We start from the raw sequence: 25,621 nt of genomic DNA on the forward strand, positions 1-25,621 counted from the left end.
CGCAACGCGCCGTTTTTCCGCCCCCGGAGATGAGGAGACAGAGTGATCATGAAGACCAAGCTGATGGCCGCCGCGGCCGCCGCAATCCTGGCCATGCCGCTCGCGCATGCCGAGAAGATCGGCGTGACGATGGCATCGTTCGACGACACGTTCCTGACGATCCTGCGCAACAGCATCGGCGATGCGGCGAAGAAGGACGGCGCGACCGTGCAGATCGAGGACGGCGGCAACGACGTCGGCAAGCAGTTGAGCCAGGTCCAGAACATGATCGCGCAGAAGGTCGACGCGATCATCGTGAATGCGGTCGACACCGACGCGACGCCGAAGATCACCAAGATGGTGACCGCCGCGAAGATTCCGCTCGTCTACGTGAACCGCAAGCCGGTCGATTTCGACAAGCTGCCGGCCGGCGTCGCCGTGGTCGCCTCCGACGAGAAACAGTCGGGCACGCTGCAGGCGCGCCAGGTGTGCAAGCTGCTCGGCGGCAAGGGCGACATCCTGGTGCTGATGGGCGAGCTGTCCAACGAGTCGGCGCGCGCGCGCACCAAGGACATCGAGGACGTGATCGCGACCAAGGACTGTGCCGGCATGAAGATCGTCGACAAGCGCGAAGGCAAGTGGAGCCGCACGCAGGGCCAGGACATCACGATGAACTGGCTGAGCTCCGGGACGAAGTTCGACGCGATCGTGTCGAACAACGACGAAATGGCGATCGGCGCGATCAACGCGCTGAAGGCCGCGCGCAAGCTGACGCCGAAGACGGTCGTCGCGGGCATCGACGCGACGCCGGACGGGCTCGCGGCGATGAAGAGCGGCGAGCTGAAGGTGTCGGTGTACCAGAACGCGGCCGGGCAGGGCGCGCAGGCCGTCGCGGCCGCGCTCAAGCTGGCGAAGAAGCAGCCCGTCGAGCGCTTCGTGAACGTGCCGTTCGAACTCGTCACGCCGGAGAACATGAACCAGTACGCGAAGCACTGACCGGTTTTTCCGCTGAACTGCGCGGGCCCGGCGTGTCCGGGTTCGCGTGTGACTTTCGAGGAACGTCCATGTTTACAGCCAGGATGGCGCGCTCGATGGCGAGCGAAAGCGCGCCGGCCGCCTCGTCCGCCGCACCGGGTTCGTCCGGTGTGCCCGCCGCCGACTGCGTGCTCGAGGTGCGCGGCGTCGGCAAGTCGTTTCCCGGCGTCGTCGCGCTCGACGGCGTGCAGTTCCGCGTGCGGCGCGGCACCGTGCATGCGCTGATGGGCGAGAACGGCGCCGGCAAGTCGACGCTGATGAAGATCATCGCCGGCGTCTACACGCCCGACCAGGGCGAGATCCTGATCAACGGCGAGCCCGTCGTGCTGAACGGCCCGCTCGACGCGCTCGATCGCGGGATCGCGATGATCCACCAGGAACTCAACCTGATGCCGTACATGACGGTCGCGGAGAACATCTGGATCCGCCGCGAACCGAAGAACCGCTTCGGCCTGATCGATCACGCCGAGCTGCGCCGCCGCACCGCCGCGCTGTTCGAGCGGCTGTCGATCGACATCGACCCGGAAGCCGACGTGCGCACGCTGACGGTCGCGAGCCGCCAGATGGTCGAGATCGCGAAGGCCGTGTCGTTCGACTCCGACGTGCTGATCATGGACGAGCCGACTTCCGCGCTGACCGACAAGGAGGTCACGCACCTGTTCCGCATCATTCGCCAGCTGCGCGAGCAGGGCAAGGGCATCGTCTACATCACGCACAAGATGAACGAGCTGTTCGAGATCGCCGACGAGTTCTCGGTGTTCCGCGACGGCAAGTACATCGGCACGCACGCGTCGAGCGACGTCACGCGCGACGACATCATCCGGATGATGGTCGGCCGCGAGATCACGCAGATGTTCCCGAAGGAGGAGGTGCCGATCGGCGACGTCGTGCTGGCCGTGAAGAACCTCGGCGTCGACGGGGTGTTCCGCGACGTCAGCTTCGAGCTGCGCGCGGGCGAGATCCTCGGCGTCGCGGGCCTCGTCGGCTCGGGGCGCTCGAACGTCGCGGAGGCGCTGTTCGGCGTCGTGCCGGCCACCTCCGGCGAGATCCTGATCGACGGCAAGCCGGTGCGCATCGCCACGCCCGCGCAGGCGATGAAGCACGGGATGGCGTTCCTCACCGAGGACCGCAAGGACACCGGCTGCTTCCTGAATCTCGACCTGCTCGCGAACATGGAAGCGGCGGTGCTCAGCAACCGCTACGTGAAGTTCAATTTCGTGCGGCAGGCGCAGTTGAAACGCGACTGCGAGGAAATGAGCCGGATGCTGCGCGTGAAGACGCCCGGGCTGCACGAGGAAATCCAGAACCTGTCGGGCGGCAACCAGCAGAAGGTGCTGATCGGCAGATGGTTGCTCACGCAACCGCGCATCCTGATCCTCGACGAGCCGACCCGCGGGATCGACGTCGGCGCGAAGGCCGAGATCCACCGGCTCGTCAGCGCGCTCGCCGGCAAGGGCGTCGCGGTGCTGATGATCTCGTCGGAGATGCCGGAGGTGCTCGGCATGAGCGATCGCGTGATGGTGATGCACGAAGGCCGGATGACCGGCATCGTCGAACGCAAGGACGCCGACCAGGTCCGCATCATGGACCTGGCCTCGCGCTGAGCCGCAACAAGCATGGAGACAACTGAAATGGGCAACCTGAATCCGGTCGCGGACGCGCAGTCCATGACGATCAAGACGCGGCACGCGAAGTGGCCGCCCGAACTGAGCATCTTCCTGGTGCTGGTGGGCATCAGCCTGTTCTTCGAGGTGATCGGCTGGCTCGTCGTCGGGCAGAGCTTCCTGTTCAACGCGGAGCGGCTCGAGATCATCGTGCTGCAGATGGCCGTGATCGGCATCATCGCGGTCGGCGTGAACCTCGTGATCATCACGAGCGGGATCGACCTGTCGTCGGGGTCGGTCGTCGCGGCGGCGGCGGTCGTGTCGGCCAGCCTCGCGCAGGTGTCCGATTTTCCGCGCGCGGTGTTCCCGCACCTGACCGACCTGCCGATCATCTGGCCGGTGCTGGCCGGCGTGTGCGTCGGGCTGCTGGTCGGCCTGCTGAACGGCTCGCTGATCGCGCTGACGGGCATCCCGCCGTTCATCGCGACGCTCGGCACGATGGTGGCCGCGCGCGGCTTCGCGAAGTGGTTCACCAACGGGATGCCGGTATCGATGCTGACCGACCAGTTCGCGGCGATCGGCGCGGGCGCGAATCCGGTGATCATCTTCGTCGTGGTGGCCGCGATCTTCCACGTCGTGCTGCGCTACACGCGCTTCGGCAAGTACACGTATGCGATCGGCGCGAATCGCCACGCGGCCGTCGTGTCGGGCATCAACGTGACACGCCATCTGGTGTTCGTCTACGCGATTGCGGGCCTGCTGAGCGGGATCGCCGGCACCGTGACGGCCGCGCGCGCGATCTCCGGCCAGTCGGGCATGGGCGTGATGTACGAGCTCGACGCGATCGCGGCCGTCGTGATCGGCGGCACGTCGCTGTCGGGCGGCCTCGGGCGCGTGACGGGCACCGTGATCGGCGTGCTGATCCTCGGCGTGATGACGTCGGGCTTCACGTTCATCCGGATCGACGCGTACTACCAGGAGATGGTCAAGGGCGCGATCATCGTCGCGGCCGTGATCGCCGACCAGTATCGCAACAAGAAGTCGCGCCGCTGACCGGCCGAGATCGAACACACAACCGATCGGGAAGAAAATGAAGATCGCTTTGGATCCCTACATGATTCGCCACCTTCCGCTCGACCGGCTGCCGCACGCGGTGGCCGAGCTCGGCTACGACCAGATCGAGCTGTCGCCGCGCAGCGACTTTCTCGACTGGTGGGTGATGCCGCGCGCGACGCGCGAGCGCATGGCCGCGTTCCGGCAAGCGTTGCGCGCAAGCGGCGTGGGCCTTGCGTCGCTGCAGCCGATGTACCGCTGGGCCAGCCCGTTCGATGACGAGCGGCAGTGGGCGGTGCGCTGCTGGAAGAAGGCGATCGAGGTCGCGATCGAGATGGAATGCCCGCTGATGGTGTCCGAATTCGGGCGCGGCGCGTCGCCGGAGCGCTCGGTCGGCGAACGACCGGGCGCGAACCCGAAGGAGCTGTGCGAAGCCGCGTGGTTCCGTTCGATGGACGAGCTGCTGCCGATCCTCGAGCGCGAACGCATCGTGCTGTCGGTCGAGCCGCATCCGGAAGACTGGATCGAGCAGCTGCAGCCGGCGATCGACATCGTCACGAACATCGGCTCGCCGTCGCTGAAGCTGTCGTACATCGCGCCGCACACGTTCTATTACGGCGACGACATGGCCGCGATGATCGCGACCGCCGCGCCGATCCTCGCGCACGTGCGCGTGGCCGACACGTTCGATCACCGCAAGAGCAGCCAGCTGCGCTACATCGTGAACCCGCCGGGCTCGAACCAGATCCGCGTGCACCAGCATCTCGACATCGGGCAGGGCGAGATCGACTGGGACGTGTTTTTCCGCGCACTCGGCAGCGCCGGCTTCGACGGCGTGATGTCGTCGTGCGTGTTCGCGTGGGAGGACCGCGCGGAAGCGTCGTCGCGCTACATGCGCGACACGATCCAGCGCTACGTCGAACGCCATTTCGAACGGGCGGCCGCGCGCTGACCCGTTTTGGAACCATTGCCGACCGGCGCGGCACGGGCCGCGCCGTCGTTGAACCAGAGACTGGAGATATCCGGATGACCTTGCAAATCGGCGTGATCGGCTGCGGCGCGATCGGCCAGGACCATATCCGCAGGCTCACGCGCACGCTGTCCGGCGCGCGCGTGGTTGCCGTCAACGACATCGATCCGCAGCAGGCGCGCGACGCGGTGACGAAGTACGGGCTCGACGCGGAAATCTACGGCGACGGCCACGAAGTGGTCGCGGCAGCCGACGTAGAGGCCGTGCTCGTCACGTCGTGGGGGCCGACGCACGAGGCGTTCGTGCTCGACGCGATCGCGCACGGCAAGCCGGTGTTCTGCGAGAAGCCTTTGGCCGTCACGGCCGACGGCTGCATGCGGATCGTCGAAGCCGAGGTCGCGCACGGCCGCCGGCTCGTGCAGGTCGGCTTCATGCGTCCGTACGACGAAGGCTATCGCGCGCTCAAGCGCGTGATCGACGGCGGCGAGATCGGCGCGCCGCTGATGCTGCATTGCGCGCACCGCAACCAGTCGGTCGGCGAGCGCTATACGACCGACATGGCGATCACCGACACGCTGATCCACGAGCTCGACGTGCTGCGCTGGCTGCTCAGCGAGGACTATGCGAGCGCGCAGGTCGTCTATCCGAAGAAGACGCGCCATGCGTCCGCGCATCTCGCCGATCCGCAGATCGTGCTGCTCGAAACCGCGAGCGGCGTGCGCATCGACGTCGAGATCTTCGTGAATTGCCAATACGGCTACGACATCCAGTGCGAGGTGGTCGGCGAGAACGGCATCGCGAAGCTGCCCGATCCGCCCGCGGTCGGGCTCAAGCACGCGGCGCGGCAGTCGGTCGAGATCATGACCGACTGGAAGGAGCGCTTCATCGCGTCGTACGACGTCGAGCTGCAGGCGTTCATCGACGGCGTGCGGCAGGGTGCGCTGACCGGGCCGTCCGCGTGGGACGGCTATGCGGCGGCGGTCGCGGCCGACGCGTGCGTGCGCGCGCAGCAGAGCGGGGCGGTCGAGCCGATCGCGATGGCCGAACGCCCGGCGTTCTATCGCGGCTGAACCGGCTGAACACGCCGACACCGGGCCGCGTGTCCACGCGGCCATGCTCGCGGCCGCGCGCCGCTTTCCTGCTGGACTGACCGACATGACGATGAAGATTGGCTGCGCGCCCTGCTGCTGGGGCGTCGACGACGTGAAGAACCCGCACCTGCCGCCGTGGCGGCAGGTGCTCGCCGAGGCCGCGCAGGCCGGCTATTCGGGCATCGAGCTCGGGCCGTACGGCTACATCCCGCTCGAGCTCGACGTGGTGAGCGCCGAGCTCGAGCGGCAGCGTTTGAGCATCACCGCCGGCACGATCTTCGACGACCTGGTGTCGCCGGAGAATCTCCCGAACCTGCTGCGCCAGACGCGCGAGATCTGCGCGCTGATCACGCGCTTGCCGAAGCTGCCGACGCAGCCGGGCCAGCGCCATGCGGCGCCGTATCTGGTCGTGATGGACTGGGGGCACGACGAACGCGACTACGCGGCCGGCCACGCCGATCGCGCGCCGCGCCTGTCCGCCGAACGCTGGGCGCGCATGGTCGACCACATTCGCGAAATCGCGACGATCGCGCGCGACGAATTCGGCGTGCGCGCGGTGATCCATCCGCATGCGGGCGGCTACATCGAGTTCGCGGACGAGATCGACCGGATCGTCGCCGACGTCGCGGCCGATACGGCGGGCCTCTGTCTCGACACCGGCCACCTTTACTACTCGGGGATGGATCCCGAGACATGGCTGCGCCGTCACGCGGCGCGGCTCGACTACGTGCATTTCAAGGATATCGACGCGGCCGTGTACGACGCGGTGATGGGCGAACACATCGCCTTCTTCGCGGCGTGCGCGCGTGGCGTGATGTGCCCGATCGGCACCGGCGTGCTCGACTACCGCGCGATCCGTCGCGCGCTCGACGACATCGGCTATGCGGGATACATCACGATCGAACAGGAGCGCGATCCGCGCAATGCCGGCACGAGCCTGCGCGACGTCGCGGCGAGCCGCGAGTTTCTCGCATCGGCCGGGTTCGCGTAATCGGCCGTCGGCCCGACCCTCTGCACACACTTTGAACACCTGAACACGGACAGGAACACGACAATCATGATCGACGGACAGATTCTGCTCGGACATTCGATTCCCTGGGGCATGGTCGGCGGCGGGCTCGGCAGCCAGATCGGCTACAGCCACCGGTCGGCCGCATTGCGAGACGGCAGCTTCCAGCTCGTTGCCGGCGCATTCGACATCGATGCCGAACGCGGGCGGCAATTCGGCGTGAAGCTCGGTGTCGACGCCGGGCGCTGCTATCCCGACTACCGGACGATGTTCGACGCCGAGGCGAAGCGTGCCGACGGCATCCGCGCGGTGTCGATCGCGACGCCGAACAACACGCACTTCGAAATTTGTCGCGCGGCGCTGAACGCGGGGCTGCACGTCGTCTGCGAAAAGCCGCTGTGCTTCACGACCGAGGAGGCCGAGGCGCTGCAGCGGCTGTCGGTCGAGAAGAACCGCATCGTCGGCGTCGCGTACGGCTATTCCGGACACCAGATGATCGAGCAGGCGCGCGAAATGATCGCGCGCGGCGATCTCGGCGAGATCCGCATCGTGCAGATGCAGTTCGCGCACGGCTTTCACAGCGAGGGCGTCGAAGCCGCGAGCGCCGCCGCGCGCTGGCGCGTCGACCCGAAGTTCGCGGGGCCGAGCTACGTGCTCGGCGACATCGGCACGCATCCGCTGTACATCTCCGAAGTGATGGCGCCGGAACTGCGGATCAAACGGCTGATGTGCTCGCGGCAGAGCTTCGTGAAGAGTCGCGCGCCGCTCGAGGACAACGCGTTCACGATCATGGAATACGACACGGGCGCGATCGGCTACGTGTGGTCGAGCGCGGTGAACGCGGGCTCGATGCACGGGCAGAAGGTGCGCGTGATCGGCTCGAAGGCGAGCGTCGAATGGTGGGACGAACATCCGAACCAGTTGCGCTACGAGATACAGGGGCAGCCCGCGCAGGTGCTCGATCGCGGAATGGGCTATCTGCATCCGCACGCATTGCGCGAGGACCGCATCGGCGCCGGGCATCCGGAAGGGCTGTTCGAAGCGTGGTCGAATCTGTACGCGCGCTTCGCGCTCGCGATGGACGCGGCCGATCGCGGCGACGCGCAGGCGTTGAAGAGCATCCGCTTTCCGGATGTCCATGCGGGCGTCGAAGGCGTGCGGTGGGTCGAGAACTGCGTGCGGTCCGCCGATGCGGGCGGCGTATGGGTCGACTATCGGTGAGCCAGCGGCGGCCGATGCGCGGCGTCGGCCGGCGGCCCAGGGCGGCTGCCGGCGACCCTCGGCGTCACCGTTCGCATCGGCGTCGGTAGACGCCCTAATCTTTACGGCTCGGCGACGGCGTTGGAAAATCGTTTCCATTCCGGCCGTGGAGCGTGTGTAGGTGATGATCGAGCGCGTGGGAGCGAGCGTGCGGCGCGGGCCGTGCCGCAAACGTGATTAAATTCGCCCTTCATGCATGTCCATAGGTGAGTCCCGGGCGCACGCGCAGGCGGCGCGCGGATCGGGGCCGTCAACTTCGCGCTATCCGATGAGTTCATCCGAGAAACCACCCGCCACCGTCGAGGCGTTCCTGCAGCATCTGACGCAGGAGTACGACGGCCTCAGCAATCGCCTGAAGGTGATTGCGCGTCACGTGGAAACGCATCGGGACCAGCTGGGCCTGGAAGGCATCCAGTCGCTCGCGGAGGCGTGCGGCGTGCAGCCGTCGGCCGTCGTCCGGTTCGCGAAGCATTTCGGCTTTTCGGGCTTCTCCGAGATGCAGCGGCTGTTCCGCGAGGGGCTGGCCCAGCAGATCGCGCCGGGCCGCGCGTACAACCTGCGGCTGCGCGACGTGATCGAATCGGGCGAGTCGAGCCTGCAGCCCGAGCAGATCGCCGACGAATTCATCAAGGGCAGCATTGCCGGCATGCAGCAGCTGCGGCAGACGCTCGACCCGCACGCGCTCGCACGGGCCGTCGACCTGCTCGCCGACACGCAGGCGATCTGGATCGCCGGCTCGCGCCGCGCGTTTCCGATCGCCGTGTATCTCGACTATGCGCTGCAGCACACCGACAAGCGCATCGGCCTGTTCAGCGCGCTCGGCAGCATGCATCTCGGCCAGATCCGCTCGGTGCGCGAGGGCGACGTGATGATCGTGATCTCGTTCATGCCGTACGCGGAAGAGACGGTGCAGGTCGCGCAGCAGGCCGTGCAGCGCGGCGCGCGCCTGATCGCGATCACCGACAGCCGGATGAGCCCGCTCGCGCGCGAGGCCGAGGTGACGCTGATGGTGCAGGACAGCGAGACGTTCGGGTTCCGTGCGCTGACCGCGACGATGGGCCTCGCGCAGAGCCTGTTCGTCGCGCTCGCGTACCGGCTCGAGCTGTCGTACCTGCCGACCGCCGACGGCGTACACGGTACGCAGGCCGGCTGACGCCGGCCTTCGATTCGCCGGCCGCCCGCGCATTCCATCGCCGGGCGGCGCGTCGACCCCGCTTACTTCGCGGTCGGCATCGCGAATTCGGCGCCCTTGCCGATGCTCGACGCCCAGCGCTGCATCACCGACTTCTGGCGCGTGTAGAAGCGCACGCCTTCCTCGCCGTACGCGTGCATGTCGCCGAACAGGCTCTTCTTCCAGCCGCCGAAGCCGTGCCAGGCCATCGGCACCGGAATCGGCACGTTGATGCCGACCATGCCGACCTGGATGCGCCGCGCGAATTCGCGCGCGATGCCGCCGTCGCTCGTGAAGCATGCGACGCCGTTGCCGAATTCGTGTGCGTTGATCAGGTCGACCGCTTCCCCGAAGTCCTTCACGCGCACGCAGCCGAGCACCGGCCCGAAGATCTCTTCCTTGTAGATGCGCATGTCGGGGCTCACGTGATCGAACAGCGTGCCGCCGGTGAAGAAGCCTTCCTCGCGGCCCGGCACGCGCAGCCCGCGGCCGTCGACCACCAGTTGCGCGCCTTCGCTGACGCCTTGCTCGATATAACCTTCGATGCGCTTGAGCGCGTCGCCGGTGACGATCGGGCCCATCTCGACTTCCGGCGACATCCCGTCGCCGATCACCAGCTTGCGCGCGCGCTCGGCGACCAACGGCACGATCTTGTCGGCCACGTCGCCGACCAGCACCGCGATGCTGATCGCCATGCAGCGTTCGCCGGCCGAGCCGTACGCGGCGCCGATCAGCGCGTCGACCGCCTGCTCGATGTTCGCGTCCGGCATCACGACGAGATGGTTCTTCGCGCCGCCGAGCGCCTGCACGCGCTTGCCCGACTGCACCGCGCGCTGCTGCACGTAGGCCGCGATCGGCGTCGAGCCGACGAAGCTGACGGCCTGCACGTCCGGGTGGTCGAGGAGCGCATCGACCGCGCCCTTGTCGCCCTGCACGACGTTGAACACGCCGGCGGGCAGGCCTGCCTGCGTGAGCAGGTCCGCGATGAACAGCGCCGCCGACGGGTCGCGTTCGCTCGGCTTCAGCACGAACGTGTTGCCCGTCGCGAGCGCGACCGGGAACATCCAGCACGGCACCATGCACGGGAAGTTGAACGGCGTGATACCCGCGACGACGCCGAGCGGCTGGCGCATCGTCCAGTTGTCGATGCCGGTGCTGACCTGGTCGGTGAAGTCGCCCTTCAGCAGTTGCGGCACGCCGCATGCGAATTCGATGATGTCGATGCCGCGCGCGACTTCGCCCTGCGCATCCGAGAACACCTTGCCGTGCTCGGCCGTGATGATGGCGGCCAGCGTGTCGCGGTGTTCGTTCATCAACTGCAGGAAGCGGTGCAGCACGCGGGCGCGGCGGATCGGCGGCGTGTCGGCCCAGGCCGGGAACGCCGCACGGGCGGACGCGACGGCGCGCTGCACTTCGTCGTCGCCGGCGAGCGCGACGCGGCGCACCGCGCGGCCGAGCGCCGGATTGAAGACGTCCTGGAAGCGGCCGCTGCGGCCGGCGACGGGTGCGCCGTCGATGTAGTGGCCGACGTCGGCGTCGGACGTATAGGCGGGAACCGTGGTCATGCGTGTCTCCTGGGGATGGGAATGGGGATGGACGGAACCTAGTCTAGGCAAAGCGGCGGGCCGGGAGAAGGCCGCGCAGCTTGATTCACTGTTCAGAATTCTGAATAATCGACGGATGAATCAGCAAAATGTCCAGGCGCTCTGGCCGCATATCCACTCGCTGACGGTCCTCGCCGCGGCCGGCAGTTTCACGGCTGCCGCGCAGCGGCTCGGCATCAGCAAGGCCGCGATGAGCCAGCGCATCGCCGATCTCGAGAAGGCGGCCGGCGTGCCGCTCGTGCGGCGCACGACGCGCAGCGTGCGGCTCACCGACGCCGGGCAGACGCTGGTCGACAGCACGCGCGACGCGTTCGAATCGATCGGCCAGCACTTCGCGCGCGTGAAGGAGCTCGCCGGCGAGCCGCGCGGGCTGCTGCGCGTGACGGCGCCGGTCGCGCTCGGGCGCCAGCAGGTCGTGCCGCACCTGCCCGATTTCCTGCGGCAGCACCCGGGCGTGCACATCGAACTCGACCTGTCCGACCGGCTGCATTCGCTGACGCAGGAGGGCTTCGACCTCGCGATCCGCCATACGACGACCGCGCCGCAAACCCACGTCGCGTGGAAGCTGTGCGACACGCGTTCGCTGCTGGTCGCGAGCCGCGACTACCTCGACGCGCGCGGTGCGCCGCGCCACCCGAGCGAACTCGTCGACCACAGCTGCCTGTGCTACCTGCGCGACAACGAACCGGCCGCCTGGAGCTTCGAGCCGGACGGCCGGCGGCGCCAGCGCGTGAGCGTGCCGGTGCGCGGCAGCTTCGCGGCCAACAACAGCGAGGCGATGCGCGAGGCCGCGCTCGGCGGGCTCGGCATCGCGCTGCTGCCGGATTTCAGCGCGCAGCGCGATCTCGACGCCGGCCGGCTCGTCGCGCTGCTGGACGGCTGGCGGCCGTCGGGCGCGTTCGGCGACCACATCTTCGCGCTGCGGCCGTACAGCCCGGTCGTGCCGAGCGCGGTGCGCGCGCTCGTGCGGCACCTGCGCGAGCGGCTCGCGGGCGGGTTCTCGGGCGCCTGACGGGCGCTCGGCGGGCGCTTGGCATGACGAGCGCGTGCCGAGCGCGGGCGCGCCGCGTCGCGCGGCCGGGCCCGGGCCGCGCGGGCAGGGGCGGCCGCGCTGCGGTAAAATCGCCGCTTCCTCCCGCGCCCGTGTGGCGCGTCATTCGAAGGTCGACAGCCGATGCAGATTCACAAGGAAGTGGACGCGCGCGGGCTCAATTGCCCGTTGCCGATCCTGCGCGCCAAGAAAGCGCTCGCCGATATGGAGAGCGGGCAGATCCTCAAGGTGCTCGCGACCGATCCGGGTTCGCAGCGCGATTTCGCCGCGTTCGCGAAGCAGACGGGCAACGAGATCGTCGAAGTGACGACGCAGGACAAGACCTTCGTGTTCCTGATGCGCCGCCGCTGACGGCCCGCATCTCGCGCCCCTTGCGGCGCCCGCTCGCGCACCGCCCGCTGCGGTCCGCCGCGCCAACGGCGCGACACGAGCGCCAGCACAGACCCTCGCCCAGGCGCCTGTTCCATGGGAAAGCGCTTGTCTGACGCCTCTGACAATTCTTAAACCTCGCCGCACGACCGGCTGCGTATACTGACCCGGCCGGTCGTCCGTCTCGGATGGATGCACCGGCCACGGTACGTCATACGAGGCGGGCACGGGGGCCATGCCTGACGCTGCCGTCGTACAAACGGGGAGAGGACATGTCCTTCAGACCAGGGACCATTCGAAGTCCGTCCGCAGCGGAATGCATCGCGCCCGCACGTGCGGCGGGGTTGAGCCGGATCGAGCTCGACCCGCAACGGGATCGCCACGCGCGTGCCGCGCTCGAGGCGTATGCCGATTCGGCGGCGGCCGAGATGCCGTGGCTGGCCGAATCGCTCGACGAACGGCTGCGCGGCGCCGCGCAGGACGACGGCGCGGGCTTCACGTATTGCGGCGCGACGATCGGGCGCGTGTTCGATCTCGCGCAGGCGTGGGCGGCGAGCCAGCCCGACTATGCGGCGCCGGCGTGGGAGCGCGTGCGCAGCCAGCTGGAGCGGATGCTGGGGCAGCCCACGCTGGGGCAGCCCATGCTGGGGCAGCCGGAGGCGCCGCCAGTTGCGCGACGGGAAGGATTATTCGAATAAAGGACCGTAGTCCGCGCAATTTCTTGGCGAATTTCATACTACTATGATGAAATCGCCGGTTCGTCCGTGCCCTGTTTTTGAGATGGGTTGCCGGGGCGCCGTATCGCGCAGGTTGCGCGCTCGGCAAACGACGGCTCGCCGGCCGGTGTCGGACGCCGCGCGCATGCTGTGCGGCGGGATGAGTGCGGGGAGCTGAACTGGACGAATCGATTTCGATTTGCGGGGTGCTATGAGAATTGCTGTACTGGATGATGATCCGGCCCAGACGGATTTCGTCAGTCAAACGCTGACGGCCGCCGGCCACACGTGCTATGCGTTCAAGGAAGGCAAGGCCCTGAAGAAGCGTCTGCAGCGCGAGACGTTCGATCTGCTCGTGCTCGACTGGAACGTGCCAGACATGTCCGGCGAGGAAGTGCTCAAGTGGGTGCGTGCGAACCAGACCGAGCACAGCCTGCCGATCATCTTCATGACGAGCCGCGACGACGAGGCGGGGATCACGCAGATCCTCAACGCCGGCGCGGACGATTACGTGGTCAAGCCCGTGTCGGGTCCGATCCTGCGCGCGCGCATCGGCTCGCTGCTGCGCCGCGCGTATCCGGTCAACGCGGAGGCGACCGTTCGCGAGTTCGACCAGTTCCGCTTCGACGTGAACCTGAAGCAGGCCTATGTCGGCGACAAGGCCGTGAGCCTCACGCAGAAGGAATTCGAGCTCGCGCTGCTGCTGTTCCAGCACCTCGACCGGCCGCTGTCGCGCGCGCACATTCTCGATCTCGTGTGGAAGCAGGCGACCGACATCCCGTCGCGCACGATGGACACGCACATCTCGATGCTGCGCACGAAGCTCGGCCTGCGGCCGGAAAACGGCTATCGCCTCGCGCCGATCTACGGCTACGGCTACCGGCTCGAGCGGGTCGGCCAGGGAGAGCCGGAGTGACCCGGCGCATCACGCAGCGCACGGCGAGCCTGCGCACGGCGGCACTGCATGCGGCGTACGCGGTCGCGTTTGCGTTCGCGGCGCAGCAGGCCGTCGCGCAGCCGAGCGCTGCCGCGGGCAAGATGGTCGTCTACCGCACGCATGCCGGCGACACGCTGTACGACGTCGCCGCGCGCTACCTGCAGGGCCCGGACGACTGGCAGTTGCTGCAACGGATCAACGGCGTGCCTGCGCCGAAACACCTGCAGCCCGACATCGCGCTGAAGCTGCCGGTCGCACGGCTGCGCAAGGAAAAGCTGACCGCGCGCGTCGTCGCGGTGCAGGGCACGGCCGAGCGCGCGTCCGGCGGCGCGTACGCGCCGCTCGTGAACGATGCGACGCTGACCGAGGGCGACCGCGTGCGCACGGGCGCGAACGGTTTCCTGACGCTCGAACTGGCCGACGGCACGCACATGAGCCTGCCGCCCGACAGCCAGCTCGACCTGAAGACCTTGCGCCGCACCGTGCTGACCGGCACGCTCGATCGCGAGTTCGAGCTCACGCGCGGTTCGGTCGACAGCGAGGTCACGCATCTGAAGAAGGGCGACGACCGCTTCCAGATCCGCTCGCCGTCGGTCGTGGCCGGTGTACGCGGCACGCGGTTCCGCGTGAACTACGACGCCGCCGGCAACGCGGCGACGCGTGTCGAGGTGCTCGACGGCACCGTCGGCGTCGCGGGCAAGCAGCAGCCGGCCGACCCGACGCTCGTGCATGCGAACTTCGGCAGCGTCACGACGTCGTCCGGCGCGGTCGGCGCACCCGTGCAGCTGCTGCCGGCGCCCACGCTCACGCATCCGGACAAGGTGCAGGACGAGCCCGACCTCACGTTCGACGTCGCGCCGCTCGAGCATGCGCATGCCTATCACCTGCAACTCGCGCGCGACGCGGGCATGCTCGAACTGTTCAGCGAAACGCGCACGGTCTCGTCGCGCGCGGTGTTCCGCGAGGTGCCGAACGGCACGTACTTCGTCCGGATTTCCGCGATCGACGACAACGGCCTCGAAGGCATGCCGCACATTTACGCGTTCGAGCGGCGCCTGATGGGGCTCGATGCGAGCGCGTCGCCCGGCCCGGATGGCTACGAGTTCCGCTGGGCGCCGAACGACGCGGCCAAGGACGCGCGTTATCGGTTCGTGCTGTCGCGCTCGAAGGACCTGCGCGCGCCGGTCGTCGACCAGATGGGCCTGCACGCGCGCCGGATCACGGTCGCCCACCTGCCGCCCGGCGACTACTACTGGGCGGTGACGGTCGAGGAGTTCGAGGGCGGCAAGTTCTATCAGAAGACGAGTCCGGTCAGCGCGTTCACGTTGTCGCGCTGACCGGCGGCGCATGAAAACCGACTCCGTTTCCCCGCGGCGGCGCCTCGGCCGCCGCTTCCTGATCGAGTGGATCGCGATCGGCTGCCTCGGGATCGCGGTGATTCTCGCGTGCGCGCTCGGCCGGTTGTCGTCGAGCGTCGACGGGCTGATCTACGACCGGCTGCTGATGCTGCGCAGCCTGCCGCTGTCGCCCGACGTCGTCGTCGTCGACATCGACAACCAGAGCGTGTCCGCACTCGGCCGCTGGCCGTGGCCGCGCAGCGTGCACGCGCGGCTGCTCGACACGCTGGCGCGTGCGCAGCCGGCCGCGGTCGTCTACGACGTGCTGTTTACCGAGCAGTCGCCGGAGGATCGCGCGTTCGCCGACGCCATGGCCCGTGTGCCGACCTTCCTGCCCGTCTTGCTGAGCCCCGAACAGGCGGACGGCACGCGCACCGTCGATCCGCCGGTGGCGGAGTTGTCGGCGCGCACGATGGGGCTCGGCCACATCAATCTCGAAGTCGATCCCGACGGCATCGTGCGTAGCGTCGCGCTGTTCGAAAGCGACGGCCGCGTGCGCTGGCCGCAGCTGATGGTGCCCGTCTACCGTGCGATCCAGGCCGGCCGGCTGCATCCGGTCGGCGGCACGCCCGGCGCGCAAGCGCACGACCTGTCGCGCGACGCGACCGGCGACGGCCGCTACCTGATTCCGTTCAGCCGCAACACGCCCGCGTATCCGACGCTGTCGTTCGACGACGTGCTCGAAGGGCGCGTGAAACCCGACGCGCTGCGCGGCAAGATCGTCGTCGTCGGCGTGACGGCGTCGGGCCTCTACGACCGCTTCGCGACGCCGGTGTCGGGCGACTTCGGTCCGCTCGCCGGCGTGTACATCCATGCGAACGTGCTCGACATGCTGACGACCGGCAGCGCGATCCTGCCTGCGTCGCGTGCCGGACTCTTCGCCGCATCGCTGCTGCCGCTCGCCGTGCTGCTGGGCGGCTTCCTGATGCTGTCGCCATGGCGTGCGCTGCTGCTGACGCTGAGCCTGGCCGCGCTGGCCGTCGTCGCGAGCCTGGCGCTGCTGTTCGAGGCGCGCATGTGGCTGTCGCCCGCGCCGGCCATCTTCGGGCTGGTCGCCGTCTACCCGATCTGGAACTGGCGGCGCCTGGAAATGACGATGTCGTACCTGCGCCGCGAGCTGCAGCGGCTCGCCGACGAGCCGCACCTGCTGCCCGAGGCGCCGCGCACGCGCAGCGTCGGCGGCGACGTGCTCGAACGGCAGATGGCGCTGATGGCGCAGGCCGCGCAGCGCGTGCAGGACATGAAGCGTTTCGTGTGGGACAGCCTCGACAGCATGCCGGAGCCGATCTTCGTCACCGACCTGGCCGGCACCGTGCTGATCGCGAACCATGCGGCGAAGCGCTACGGTTCGCGGCTCGCGCTGCCGGTGCCGGAAGGGCGGCCGCTGCGCGCCGCGCTCGGCGAGCTGACCTTCATGAAGACCGTCGACGGCAACGCCGAACACGACGTCACGATCCGCGCACACTGGCCGGCCGCGCTCGATCCGACGCTCGGGGCTGAAGACGAAGCGATGGCGCGCGGCATCGAGGTGCGCGATCGCGACGGGCTCGACCATCTGTTACGCTACGCCCCGTGTACGAACGCGCAGGGCCGCGTGACGGGCTGGATCGCCGGTCTCGTCGACGTGACCGAGCTGCACGCGGCCGAGCGGCAGCGCGAGGAGGCGCTGCACCTGCTGTCGCACGACATGCGCTCGCCGCAGTCGTCGATCCTCGCGCTCGTCGAGATCGAGCGCGATCGCGTCGAAACCGACGCGATGCGCGGGCTGCTCGCGCGGATCGAGCGCTATGCGCACCGTGCGCTGTCGCTCGCCGACGAGTTCGTGCAGCTGGCGCGCGCGGAGTCGCAGGCTTACCAGCTCGAACCGACGAGCCTGGTCGACGTGCTGATCGACGCGAGCGACGAAGTCTGGCCGCAGGCGCAGGCAAAGCGCATCCGCATCGAGACCGACGTCGGGACCGACATGTGCTGGACGCGCGCCGACCGCTCACTGATCACGCGCGCGTTCGTCAACCTGCTGAACAACGCAGTCAAATACAGTCCGTCCGACACGGTGATCGCGTGTACGCTGACGGTCGAGCATGCATCGAAGCGGATCTTCTGTACGATTCGCGATCAGGGGTACGGCATCGCGCCGGAAGATCTGCAGCATCTGTTCGAGCGTTTCAAGCGGTTCCATGCCGGCGAGCGGCCCGAAATCTCGGGTTCCGGGCTCGGCATGGCATTCGTGAAGACGGTCGTCACGCGCCACGGCGGCAGCGTGACGGTCGACAGCGAAGTGGGTGTCGGCACCGCGGTGACGGTGTCGCTGCCCGCGATCGACGAGCCGTCCGCCTGACAGGGCCGGGCACGACGGCAGGCATTTGGGGGAAGTCATGAGAAAGGAATGGGCAGCGGCCGCGCTGGCGGCGTCGCTGTTGACGGGTTGCGCCGGCGTCACGACCGGCGTGAGCGCGCTCGGGCAGCCGAATGCGTTCGCATCCGGTGCGCACGGCTACGATTTCGTTCGCACGGCCGCTCAGGTCGACGATGCCGAATACCGGCAGATCGAGACGCTCGTGCGCGACGAGCTCGCGCATCGCGGCTTCGACGCGCAGCCTGGCCAGGCCGCGCGCTACCGGCTGTCGATCGCGTATGCGACGCAGCCGGCGTCGGTCGCGGCGACGGCCGACCGGTGCGGCGCGGCAAGCAGCGCGTGCGTGACCGTCGACGGACCGGCGCCGTTCGCACTGCCGTTCGCGGGCAAGGTGTACCGCCACGTGCTGACGCTGCGTTTCGTCGATGCGACGACGGGCGCCGACGTCTATCGCGTGTCGGCGTCGCTGCGCGATCGCGATGCGCTCACGCAGCAGGCCGCGCCGACGCTCGTGAAGAGCGCGCTCGCGAAGCTGCCGTTCGAGCAGGGCGACGGCTGGCTCGTGAAGACGAAAAAAGACGACGCGGGCGCAATGCCGGGCGTCGTCTCGGTGAAGCCGGCCGCTACGCGCTGACGCGCCGGCCGTGAGGCGAGGGCGGCCCGCCGGGGAGGCGAGGCCGGCCCGTGCCGCGTTCAGGCAGCCGGTTGCCCGTTGCCGCGCGCACGCAGGTATGCGTCGAACTCGGTGCCGACTTCCGGGTGGCGCAGCGCGAACTCGACCGTCGCCTTCAGGTAGCCGAGCTTGCTGCCGCAGTCATAGCGCGTGCCCTGGTACTTGTAGGCCAGCACCTGTTCGTCGGCGAGCAGCGCCTGGATCGCGTCGGTGAGCTGCAACTCGCCGCCCGCGCCCGGCTTCAGCGCACGCAGGTGTTCGAAGATCCGCGGCTTCAGGATGTAGCGGCCGACCACGCCGAGGTTCGACGGTGCGACTTCCGGCTCCGGTTTCTCGACGATCGCCGACATCTTGACGATCGACTCTTCCCACTCCTTGCCGTCGACGATGCCGTACGACTTCGTCTCCGACGGCGGGATCTCTTCCACGCCGATCACCGAGCTGTGATAGTGATCGAACACGTCGACCATCTGCTTCATCACGGGCGGGTTGCCGTCGAGCAGGTCGTCGGCGAGGATCACCGCGAACGGGTTGTCGGCGACGAGCTTCTCCGCGCACAGCACCGCATGGCCGAGGCCGAGCGCTTCCGGCTGGCGCACGTAGAAGCAGTCGACATGGCTCGGCTTGATGCTGCGCACGAGCTCGAGCAGCTTTTCCTTGCCGCGCGCCTCGAGTTCGGCCTCGACCTCGTACGACTTGTCGAAGTGATCCTCGATCGCGCGCTTGCTGCGCCCGGTCACGAAGATCATCTCGGTGATGCCCGCGGCGATCGCTTCCTCGACTGCGTACTGGATCAGCGGCTTGTCGACGACGGGCAGCATTTCCTTCGGGCTCGCCTTCGTTGCCGGGAGGAACCGCGTGCCGAGACCGGCAACGGGGAATACCGCCTTGGTGACTTTCAACATGATCGAACCTTTATTTCTGTAATCGACTTGTCAGACAGCCTATGTTCACGTTCCGATTATAGTGAACGCAAACGACCTTACCGTTTGTTACGCAGGCAACCGATCGAGCTGAGCGCGCAGTTTTTCCAGCGTGCTCTGGAATTCGGCGACGCGCTTCTGCTCCTGCTCGACCACGGCCGGCGGGGCTTTCGCGACGAACGCCTCGTTGCCGAGCTTCGCATTGCACTTCGCGATCTCGCCCGTCAGGCGCGCGATTTCCTTCGACAGGCGCTCGCGTTCGGCCGCGACGTCGATTTCCACCTTCAGCACCAGCTTGTTCGGGCCCACGATCGCGATCGGCGCGCCGTGCGCTTCCTTGTCGAGGGTCGCTTCGTCGGCCAGGATCTGCACTTCCGACAGGCGCGCGAGCGCCTGCACGTACGGGGCGAACGAGCGCAGGCGCTCGACATCGCCGGCCGCGAGCAGCGGCACCTTGGTCGCCGGCGACAGGTTCATCTCGCCGCGCAGGTTGCGGCACGCGTCGACGATCGCCTTCAGGTCGGCCGCCCATTGTTCGGACGCCTCGTCGATCTTCTGCAGGTTCGCGACCGGATACGCCTGCGTCATCAGCGACGCTTCGCCCTCGGCCTTGCCTTGCGGATAACGGCCGGCGAGCGGCGCGACCTTCTGCCAGAGCGCTTCGGTGATGAACGGGATGATCGGGTGCGCGAGGCGCAGCACCGTTTCCAGCACGCGCAGCAGCGTGCGGCGCGTCGCGCGCTGCTGTTCCGGCGTGCCGTTCTGGATCTGCACCTTCGCGAGTTCGAGGTACCAGTCGCAGTACTCGTCCCACACGAACTTGTAGATGCTGGTCGCGATGTTGTCGAAGCGGTAATCGGCGAAGCCCTTCGCGATGTCGGCCTCGGTGCGCTGCAGGAGCGACACGATCCAGCGGTCGGCCGCCGAGAAGTCGAGGTAGCCGCCGGGGCCGCAGTCGCCCGCGCCGCACACTTCCGGCTTGTCGGTGCCGCAGTCGTGGCCTTCGCAGTTCATCAGCACGAAGCGCGTCGCGTTCCACAGCTTGTTGCAGAAGTTGCGATAGCCTTCGCAGCGCGCGAGGTCGAAGTTCACGTTGCGGCCGAGCGTCGCCATCGACGCCATCGTGAAGCGCAGCGCGTCGGTGCCGAACGCGGCGATGCCGTCCGGGAATTCCTTGCGCGTCTTCTTCTCGATTGTCGCGGCCTGCTTCGGGTTCATCAGGCCGGTCGTGCGCTTCGCGACCAGCGTTTCGAGGTCGATGCCGTCGACGATGTCGATCGGGTCGAGCGTGTTGCCCTTGCTCTTCGACATCTTCTGGCCTTCCGCGTCGCGCACGAGGCCGTGCACGTAGACGGTGTGGAACGGCACCTTGCCGGTGAAGTGCGTCGTCATCATCACCATCCGGGCGACCCAGAAGAAGATGATGTCGAAGCCGGTGACGAGCACCGACGACGGCAGGAAGTGCTGGAGTTCAGGCGTTTCGTTCGGCCAGCCGAGCGACGAGAACGGCACGAGCGCCGACGAGAACCACGTGTCGAGCACGTCCTCGTCGCGCTTCAGCGCGCCGGTGTAGCCCTTCGCGGCGGCCTGCGCGCGCGCCTCTTGCTCGTCGCGCGCGACGAACACCTCGCCGTTCTCGCCGTACCAGGCGGGAATCTGGTGGCCCCACCAGAGCTGGCGCGAGATGCACCAGTCCTGGATGTTCTCGAGCCACTGGTAGTAGGTGGTCGTCCAGTTTTCCGGCACGAACTTGATCTGGCCGCTGCGCACGACGTCGAGCGACGTTTCGGTGATCGACTTGCCCGGGTTGAACGTGCCTTCCGGCGCCGGCTTCGTCATCGCGACGAACCACTGGTCGGTCAGCATCGGCTCGATCACGACGCCCGTGCGGTCGCCGCGCGGCACCATCAGCTTGTGCGGCTTCACGGAGTCGAGGAAGCCCTCCGCATCGAGGTCGGCGACGATCGCACGGCGCGCGTCGAAGCGGTCGAGGCCGCGATACTGCTCGGGGCCGTTGTCATTGATCTTCGCGTCGAGCGTCAGGATCTCGATCGGCGCGAGGTTGTGGCGCAGGCCGACCTGGTAGTCGTTGAAGTCGTGCGCGGGCGTGACCTTCACGACGCCCGTGCCGAACTCGCGGTCGACGTAGTCGTCGGCGATCACCGGGATCTCGCGGCCCGTCAGCGGCAGCGTGACGAGCTTGCCGATCAGGTGCGCGTAGCGCTCGTCTTCCGGGTGGACCATCAGCGCGACGTCGCCGAGCATCGTTTCCGGACGCGTGGTCGCGACGGTCAGCGAGCCCGAACCGTCGACGAGCGGGTAGCGGATGTGCCACAGGTGGCCGTTTTCCTCCTCGCTCGCGACTTCGAGATCCGACACCGCGGTGAGCAGCACCGGATCCCAGTTCACGAGGCGCTTGCCGCGGTAGATCAGGCCCTGTTCGTAGAGCGTGACGAACACGTCGCGCACGGCGGCCGACATCTTGTCGTCCATCGTGAAATATTCGCGCGACCAGTCGGTCGACGCGCCGAGGCGGCGCACCTGGCCCGTGATCGTCGAGCCGGACTGCTGCTTCCACTCCCACACGCGCTCGACGAACTTCTCGCGGCCGAGGTCATGGCGCGATACGCCCTGCGCGTCGAGCTGGCGCTCGACGACGATCTGGGTCGCGATCCCCGCGTGGTCGGTGCCGGGCACCCACAGCGTGTTCTCGCCGAGCATCCGGTGGTAGCGGGCGAGGCCGTCCATGATCGTCTGGTTGAACGCGTGGCCCATGTGCAGCGTGCCGGTGACGTTCGGCGGCGGCAGCTGGATCGCGAAATCGGGACGCGCCGGGTCGAATGCCGGGGCGGCATAGCCGCGTTTTTCCCACTCCGGCCCCCATTGGGACTCGATGGTGTGGGGCTCGAAACTCTTCGCAAGCGTGCTGTCGCTCATGGTTGGAAATCTGCCGAAAAATGCGTGAATTGGATGCCGAATCTGACAATTATAAATGGATGCACATCGGCCAGCCATCGCTTGCCCGCGCGGGCGGGTCGCAAGGGGCGTGCAGCACGGGCGACGGCCCGCGGCACAACGGATCGGAAACGGCACCGCGCGGCCGACTTATAATGGCGGGTCCGCATTTTTCTCGCACGTCCGCTGCCGCTCCATGCCCGATCTGCTCGCCAATCTGAACCCTGAACAATACGCCGCCGTCACGCTGCCGAACGAACCGGCGCTGATCCTCGCGGGGGCGGGCAGCGGCAAGACCCGCGTGCTGATCACGCGTATCGCGTGGCTGATCCAGCAGGGCTACGCATCGCCGGCCACCGTGCTCGCCGTCACCTTCACGAACAAGGCCGCGCGCGAGATGATGGCGCGGCTGTCGGCGATGATGCCGATCGACACGCGCGGGATGTGGATCGGCACGTTCCACGGGCTGTGCAACCGGATGCTGCGCACGCACTGGCGCGACGCCGGCCTGCCGCAGACCTTCCAGATCCTCGACACGGCCGACCAGCTGTCGGCGATCAAGCGGCTGATGAAGGCGGCGAACGTCGACGACGAGAAATACCCGCCGAAGAACGTCCAGTACTTCATCAACAACGCGAAGGAGCAGGGGCTGCGGCCCGACAAGGTCGACGCGTCCGACAACTTCAACCGCAAGTTCGTCGAGCTGTACCAGGCGTACGACCAGCAGTGCCAGCGCGAGGGCGTCGTCGATTTCCCCGAGCTGCTGCTGCGCTGCTACGAGCTGCTCGCGTACAACGCGCCGCTGCGCGCGCACTACCAGGCGCGTTTCAGGCACATCCTCGTCGACGAGTTCCAGGACACCAACAAGCTGCAGTACGCGTGGCTCAAGATGCTCGCGGGCGGCGAGAACGCGATCTTCGCGGTCGGCGACGACGACCAGTCGATCTACGCGTTCCGCGGCGCGAACGTCGGCAACATGCGCGACTTCGAAGACGAATTCCGCGTGCGCAACCTGATCAAGCTCGAGCAGAACTACCGGTCGCACGGCAACATCCTCGATGCGGCGAACCAGCTGATCTCGAACAACGCGCATCGCCTCGGCAAGAACCTGCGCACCGACGCCGGCCATGGCGAGCCCGTGCGCGTGTACGAGGCGAGCACCGATGCGCAGGAAGCCGGCTGGATCGTCGAGGAGATCCGCTCGCTGATCAACACCGGGATGTCGCGCAGCGAGGTGGCCGTCCTGTATCGCAGCAACGCGCAGTCGCGCGCGATCGAGCACACGCTGATGACGTCGGGCATTCCGTATCGCGTGTACGGCGGCCTGCGCTTCTTCGAGCGCCAGGAAGTGAAGCACGCGCTCGCGTACCTGCGGCTGATCGACAATCCGAACGACGACACCGCGTTCGTGCGCGTCGTGAATTTCCCGACGCGCGGGATCGGCGCGCGCTCGATCGAGCAGCTCGCGGACGCCGCGCGCCTGTACGACTGCTCGATGGCCGCCGCGATTCCGTACGTGACCGGCAAGGCCGGCACGAGCCTCGGCGCGTTCGCAACGCTGATCGCGAAGATGCGCGCCGAGACGCAGCAGATGAGCCTGCCTGAGACGGTCGAATACGTCGTGCGCGCGAGCGGCCTCGCCGATTTCTACCAGGGCGAGCGCGAAGGCCAGGACCGCCTCGAGAACCTGCAGGAACTGGTGAACGCGGCCACCGCGTTCGTCAGCGAGGAAGGCTACGGGCTCGACGCACCGGCCCGCTCGATTCCGCTGCGCGCGGGTGCGATCGCGGCGCCGGAGCTCGGCGTGGACGCAGGCGATCCGTCGGTCGACGTGCTCGACCCGGCGCCGCTCGGCGACCCCGCGCAGAATCCCGACACGATGACGCCGCTCGCGGGTTTCCTGTCGCACGCATCGCTGGAGGCCGGCGACAACCAGGCACAGGCCGGTCAGGACGCGGTGCAGCTGATGACGGTGCACGCGGCGAAGGGCCTCGAATTCTCGGCCGTGTTCATCACCGGCCTCGAGGAAGGGCTGTTCCCGCACGAGAACAGCGTGCTCGAATCGGACGGCCTCGAGGAAGAGCGCCGGCTGATGTACGTCGCGATCACGCGCGCGAAGGAGCGGCTCTACCTGTCGTTCGCGCAGAGCCGGATGCTGCACGGCCAGACGCGCTACAACGTGCGCTCGCGCTTCTTCGACGAACTGCCGGAGCACGTGCTGAAGTGGCTCACGCCGAAGGTCGAGGCCGGCTCGCGCTGGGGCGGCCGCTCGGACAACGCCGGCTGGGGGCGCGACTGGTTCGCGCGGCCGGGCGGCGGCAGCCGCGAGCAGGTGGTCGACGCGGCGGTCACCGCGCCGCTGCCGGCCTTCGCGAACAAGCAGCGCGCGGCCGACACCGGGTTCCGCGTCGGCCAGCAGGTCTTCCATACCAAGTTCGGCGAGGGCACGGTCACCGCGCTCGAAGGCAACGGCGCCGATGCGAAGGCGCAGGTGAAGTTCAAGCGGCACGGCGAGAAGTGGCTCGCGCTGGCGGTCGCGAAACTGCAGGCGGTGGAATGATGAGCATCGACATGGTTGAAACGGTATCGACGCGTCCGCTCGGCATTCTGGCCGCGCTGCCCGAGGAGCTCGGCGACCTGATCGCCGCGATGCGCGCCGACGGCGTGATGAAGACGATCACGCTCGGCCGCCGCGATTACCACGTCGGCACCGTGCACGGCGCGGCCTGCGTCGTCACGCTCGCGCGGGTCGGCAAGGTCGCGGCCTCCGCCACCGTCAGTGCGCTGATCCATGTGTTCGGCGTGTCCGGCGTCGTGTTCACCGGTGTCGCCGGTGGCGTGTCGCGCACGGTGCGTATCGGCGACGTCGTCGTCGCCGATACGCTGCTGCAGCACGATCTCGATGCGTCGCCGCTGTTTCCGCGCTACGAGGTGCCGCTGCTCGGCATCACGCGGTTCACGACCGACGCGGCGCTGACGGCCCGCCTGAAGGCCGCGTGCACGCTGTTCGTCGCCGAGGAGGGCGCGCAGTTCGCCGCGCGTTTCGGGCTCGCCGGCGGGACGCTGCATGGCGGGCTGATCATCAGCGGCGACCGCTTCGTGTCGAGCGAGCGGGAAGTCGTCGCGCTGCGCGACGCGCTGCCGGACGCGCTCGCGGTCGAGATGGAAGGCGCGGCGATCGCGCAGGTATGCGCCGAACACGACGTGCCGTTCGCCATCGTGCGCACGATCTCCGATACGGCCGACGATCACGCGACGCAGTCGTTCTCGCACTTCCTGTCGGCGATCGCGAGCAGCTATTCGTCCGGCATCCTCAAGCGGTTCCTGACGTTGCATGCGACGGAGAATGGTGCAGCCATCGTGTAGCCAAGTATGTCGGGCACGGGCACTGCGATGACGACGAGGCCGTGATGGCTTGAGCTTTCGCGGCTGCCGGGGTGTCGTAGCAGCGGGGACGACAGCGTGCTG

The 25,621-nt window shown here is 67.9% G+C and carries 20 protein-coding genes; 17 read left to right on the forward strand and 3 right to left on the reverse strand.

All coding sequences use genetic code 11. The annotated features are described in order from the left end of the window. Positions 1-48: 48 nt before the first annotated feature. From DIE17_RS29805 to DIE17_RS29840, 8 genes are all read left to right on the forward strand, one after another. Positions 49-975, forward strand: a complete 927-nt coding sequence (locus DIE17_RS29805) for a sugar ABC transporter substrate-binding protein (protein ID WP_044846095.1) — start codon at positions 49-51, stop codon at positions 973-975. A gap of 68 nt (positions 976-1,043) precedes the next feature. Beyond that, entirely contained in the window at positions 1,044-2,618 is a 1,575-nt protein-coding gene (locus DIE17_RS29810; protein ID WP_044846094.1) for a sugar ABC transporter ATP-binding protein, read from the forward strand. A 27-nt stretch (positions 2,619-2,645) separates the two neighbouring features. Beyond that, positions 2,646-3,671: an ABC transporter permease gene (locus DIE17_RS29815; protein WP_014722872.1), complete on the forward strand. Its 1,026-nt coding sequence runs from the start codon at positions 2,646-2,648 to the stop codon at positions 3,669-3,671. A gap of 37 nt (positions 3,672-3,708) precedes the next feature. After that, on the forward strand, positions 3,709-4,623 hold the full coding sequence (locus tag DIE17_RS29820) for a sugar phosphate isomerase/epimerase family protein (protein WP_124523023.1): 915 nt from the start codon (positions 3,709-3,711) through the stop codon (positions 4,621-4,623). 74 nt (positions 4,624-4,697) lie between these two features. Next, a complete protein-coding gene (locus tag DIE17_RS29825; RefSeq protein WP_124921451.1) occupies positions 4,698-5,711 on the forward strand; it encodes a Gfo/Idh/MocA family protein in 1,014 nt (337 codons plus the stop codon). Positions 5,712-5,796: 85 nt separating this feature from the next. Then, positions 5,797-6,723 (forward strand): TIM barrel protein, encoded by a 927-nt coding sequence (locus DIE17_RS29830; protein WP_124488954.1) that lies wholly within the window; start codon positions 5,797-5,799, stop codon positions 6,721-6,723. A gap of 66 nt (positions 6,724-6,789) precedes the next feature. Beyond that, the gene (locus tag DIE17_RS29835) at positions 6,790-7,962 is read left to right on the forward strand and encodes a Gfo/Idh/MocA family protein (RefSeq protein WP_124488955.1); all 1,173 of its coding nucleotides are present in this window, start codon (positions 6,790-6,792) and stop codon (positions 7,960-7,962) included. Positions 7,963-8,269: 307 nt separating this feature from the next. Further along, positions 8,270-9,154 (forward strand): MurR/RpiR family transcriptional regulator, encoded by an 885-nt coding sequence (locus DIE17_RS29840; protein WP_124488956.1) that lies wholly within the window; start codon positions 8,270-8,272, stop codon positions 9,152-9,154. Between the two features lie 62 nt (positions 9,155-9,216). Here the strand turns inward: DIE17_RS29840 and DIE17_RS29845 are convergent, their stop codons facing one another. Next, entirely contained in the window at positions 9,217-10,737 is a 1,521-nt protein-coding gene (locus DIE17_RS29845) for a CoA-acylating methylmalonate-semialdehyde dehydrogenase (protein ID WP_124523030.1), read from the reverse strand. Positions 10,738-10,852: 115 nt separating this feature from the next. Between DIE17_RS29845 and DIE17_RS29850 the strand changes: the two genes are divergently transcribed. The 7 genes from DIE17_RS29850 to DIE17_RS29880 all read left to right on the forward strand — a co-directional run bounded on the left by DIE17_RS29850 (position 10,853) and on the right by DIE17_RS29880 (position 18,236). Continuing rightward, positions 10,853-11,788 carry a LysR family transcriptional regulator gene (locus tag DIE17_RS29850; protein ID WP_124523032.1) on the forward strand — a complete coding sequence of 312 codons (936 nt, stop codon included), beginning with the start codon at positions 10,853-10,855 and terminating at the stop codon, positions 11,786-11,788. Positions 11,789-11,950: 162 nt separating this feature from the next. Then, complete coding sequence (locus tag DIE17_RS29855; RefSeq protein ID WP_006753156.1) at positions 11,951-12,178, forward strand: sulfurtransferase TusA family protein; 228 nt, start codon at positions 11,951-11,953, stop codon at positions 12,176-12,178. A 290-nt stretch (positions 12,179-12,468) separates the two neighbouring features. Further along, positions 12,469-12,894, forward strand: coding sequence for a peptidase (locus DIE17_RS29860; RefSeq protein WP_124523034.1), 426 nt, complete (start codon positions 12,469-12,471; stop codon positions 12,892-12,894). A gap of 229 nt (positions 12,895-13,123) precedes the next feature. Further along, a complete protein-coding gene (locus tag DIE17_RS29865; RefSeq protein WP_006402120.1) occupies positions 13,124-13,828 on the forward strand; it encodes a response regulator transcription factor in 705 nt (234 codons plus the stop codon). Next, on the forward strand, positions 13,825-15,186 hold the full coding sequence (locus tag DIE17_RS29870) for a FecR domain-containing protein (RefSeq protein WP_124523036.1): 1,362 nt from the start codon (positions 13,825-13,827) through the stop codon (positions 15,184-15,186). Before DIE17_RS29865 ends, DIE17_RS29870 begins: the two co-directional genes overlap by 4 nt. Positions 15,187-15,196: 10 nt before the next feature. Beyond that, on the forward strand, positions 15,197-17,584 hold the full coding sequence (locus DIE17_RS29875; protein ID WP_124523038.1) for a CHASE2 domain-containing protein: 2,388 nt from the start codon (positions 15,197-15,199) through the stop codon (positions 17,582-17,584). A 37-nt stretch (positions 17,585-17,621) separates the two neighbouring features. After that, positions 17,622-18,236 (forward strand): DUF4136 domain-containing protein, encoded by a 615-nt coding sequence (locus tag DIE17_RS29880; RefSeq protein ID WP_124523040.1) that lies wholly within the window; start codon positions 17,622-17,624, stop codon positions 18,234-18,236. 59 nt (positions 18,237-18,295) lie between these two features. Here the strand turns inward: DIE17_RS29880 and galU are convergent, their stop codons facing one another. After that, on the reverse strand, positions 18,296-19,180 hold the full coding sequence (galU, locus tag DIE17_RS29885) for a UTP--glucose-1-phosphate uridylyltransferase GalU (RefSeq protein ID WP_124523042.1): 885 nt from the start codon (positions 19,178-19,180) through the stop codon (positions 18,296-18,298). Between the two features lie 87 nt (positions 19,181-19,267). Continuing rightward, a complete protein-coding gene (locus DIE17_RS29890) occupies positions 19,268-22,135 on the reverse strand; it encodes a valine--tRNA ligase (RefSeq protein ID WP_124523044.1) in 2,868 nt (955 codons plus the stop codon). A gap of 214 nt (positions 22,136-22,349) precedes the next feature. On the opposite strand from DIE17_RS29890, the gene DIE17_RS29895 reads away from it, so the two are divergent. Next, positions 22,350-24,713 (forward strand): UvrD-helicase domain-containing protein, encoded by a 2,364-nt coding sequence (locus DIE17_RS29895; RefSeq protein ID WP_124523046.1) that lies wholly within the window; start codon positions 22,350-22,352, stop codon positions 24,711-24,713. Continuing rightward, on the forward strand, positions 24,710-25,519 hold the full coding sequence (locus DIE17_RS29900; RefSeq protein WP_124523048.1) for a 5'-methylthioadenosine/adenosylhomocysteine nucleosidase: 810 nt from the start codon (positions 24,710-24,712) through the stop codon (positions 25,517-25,519). Before DIE17_RS29895 ends, DIE17_RS29900 begins: the two co-directional genes overlap by 4 nt. Positions 25,520-25,621: the final 102 nt, after the last annotated feature.

This window comes from Burkholderia sp. Bp9099, from assembly GCF_003857805.1.
Lineage (GTDB): Bacteria > Pseudomonadota > Gammaproteobacteria > Burkholderiales > Burkholderiaceae > Burkholderia.

What these genes read in the sequence shown, in the direction of transcription:
- DIE17_RS29890 (WP_124523044.1), bottom strand. Translation starts at nt 22,135, where the DNA reads ATGAGCGACAGCACGCTTGCGAAGAGTTTCGAGCCCCACACCATCGAG.
- DIE17_RS29880 (WP_124523040.1), top strand. Translation starts at nt 17,622, where the DNA reads ATGAGAAAGGAATGGGCAGCGGCCGCGCTGGCGGCGTCGCTGTTGACG.
- DIE17_RS29820 (WP_124523023.1), top strand. Translation starts at nt 3,709, where the DNA reads ATGAAGATCGCTTTGGATCCCTACATGATTCGCCACCTTCCGCTCGAC.
- DIE17_RS29845 (WP_124523030.1), bottom strand. Translation starts at nt 10,737, where the DNA reads ATGACCACGGTTCCCGCCTATACGTCCGACGCCGACGTCGGCCACTAC.
- DIE17_RS29855 (WP_006753156.1), top strand. Translation starts at nt 11,951, where the DNA reads ATGCAGATTCACAAGGAAGTGGACGCGCGCGGGCTCAATTGCCCGTTG.
- DIE17_RS29810 (WP_044846094.1), top strand. Translation starts at nt 1,044, where the DNA reads ATGTTTACAGCCAGGATGGCGCGCTCGATGGCGAGCGAAAGCGCGCCG.
- DIE17_RS29860 (WP_124523034.1), top strand. Translation starts at nt 12,469, where the DNA reads ATGTCCTTCAGACCAGGGACCATTCGAAGTCCGTCCGCAGCGGAATGC.
- DIE17_RS29830 (WP_124488954.1), top strand. Translation starts at nt 5,797, where the DNA reads ATGACGATGAAGATTGGCTGCGCGCCCTGCTGCTGGGGCGTCGACGAC.
- DIE17_RS29840 (WP_124488956.1), top strand. Translation starts at nt 8,270, where the DNA reads ATGAGTTCATCCGAGAAACCACCCGCCACCGTCGAGGCGTTCCTGCAG.
- DIE17_RS29825 (WP_124921451.1), top strand. Translation starts at nt 4,698, where the DNA reads ATGACCTTGCAAATCGGCGTGATCGGCTGCGGCGCGATCGGCCAGGAC.
- DIE17_RS29895 (WP_124523046.1), top strand. Translation starts at nt 22,350, where the DNA reads ATGCCCGATCTGCTCGCCAATCTGAACCCTGAACAATACGCCGCCGTC.
- DIE17_RS29900 (WP_124523048.1), top strand. Translation starts at nt 24,710, where the DNA reads ATGATGAGCATCGACATGGTTGAAACGGTATCGACGCGTCCGCTCGGC.
- galU (WP_124523042.1), bottom strand. Translation starts at nt 19,180, where the DNA reads ATGTTGAAAGTCACCAAGGCGGTATTCCCCGTTGCCGGTCTCGGCACG.
- DIE17_RS29875 (WP_124523038.1), top strand. Translation starts at nt 15,197, where the DNA reads ATGAAAACCGACTCCGTTTCCCCGCGGCGGCGCCTCGGCCGCCGCTTC.
- DIE17_RS29850 (WP_124523032.1), top strand. Translation starts at nt 10,853, where the DNA reads ATGAATCAGCAAAATGTCCAGGCGCTCTGGCCGCATATCCACTCGCTG.
- DIE17_RS29835 (WP_124488955.1), top strand. Translation starts at nt 6,790, where the DNA reads ATGATCGACGGACAGATTCTGCTCGGACATTCGATTCCCTGGGGCATG.
- DIE17_RS29865 (WP_006402120.1), top strand. Translation starts at nt 13,124, where the DNA reads ATGAGAATTGCTGTACTGGATGATGATCCGGCCCAGACGGATTTCGTC.
- DIE17_RS29815 (WP_014722872.1), top strand. Translation starts at nt 2,646, where the DNA reads ATGGGCAACCTGAATCCGGTCGCGGACGCGCAGTCCATGACGATCAAG.
- DIE17_RS29805 (WP_044846095.1), top strand. Translation starts at nt 49, where the DNA reads ATGAAGACCAAGCTGATGGCCGCCGCGGCCGCCGCAATCCTGGCCATG.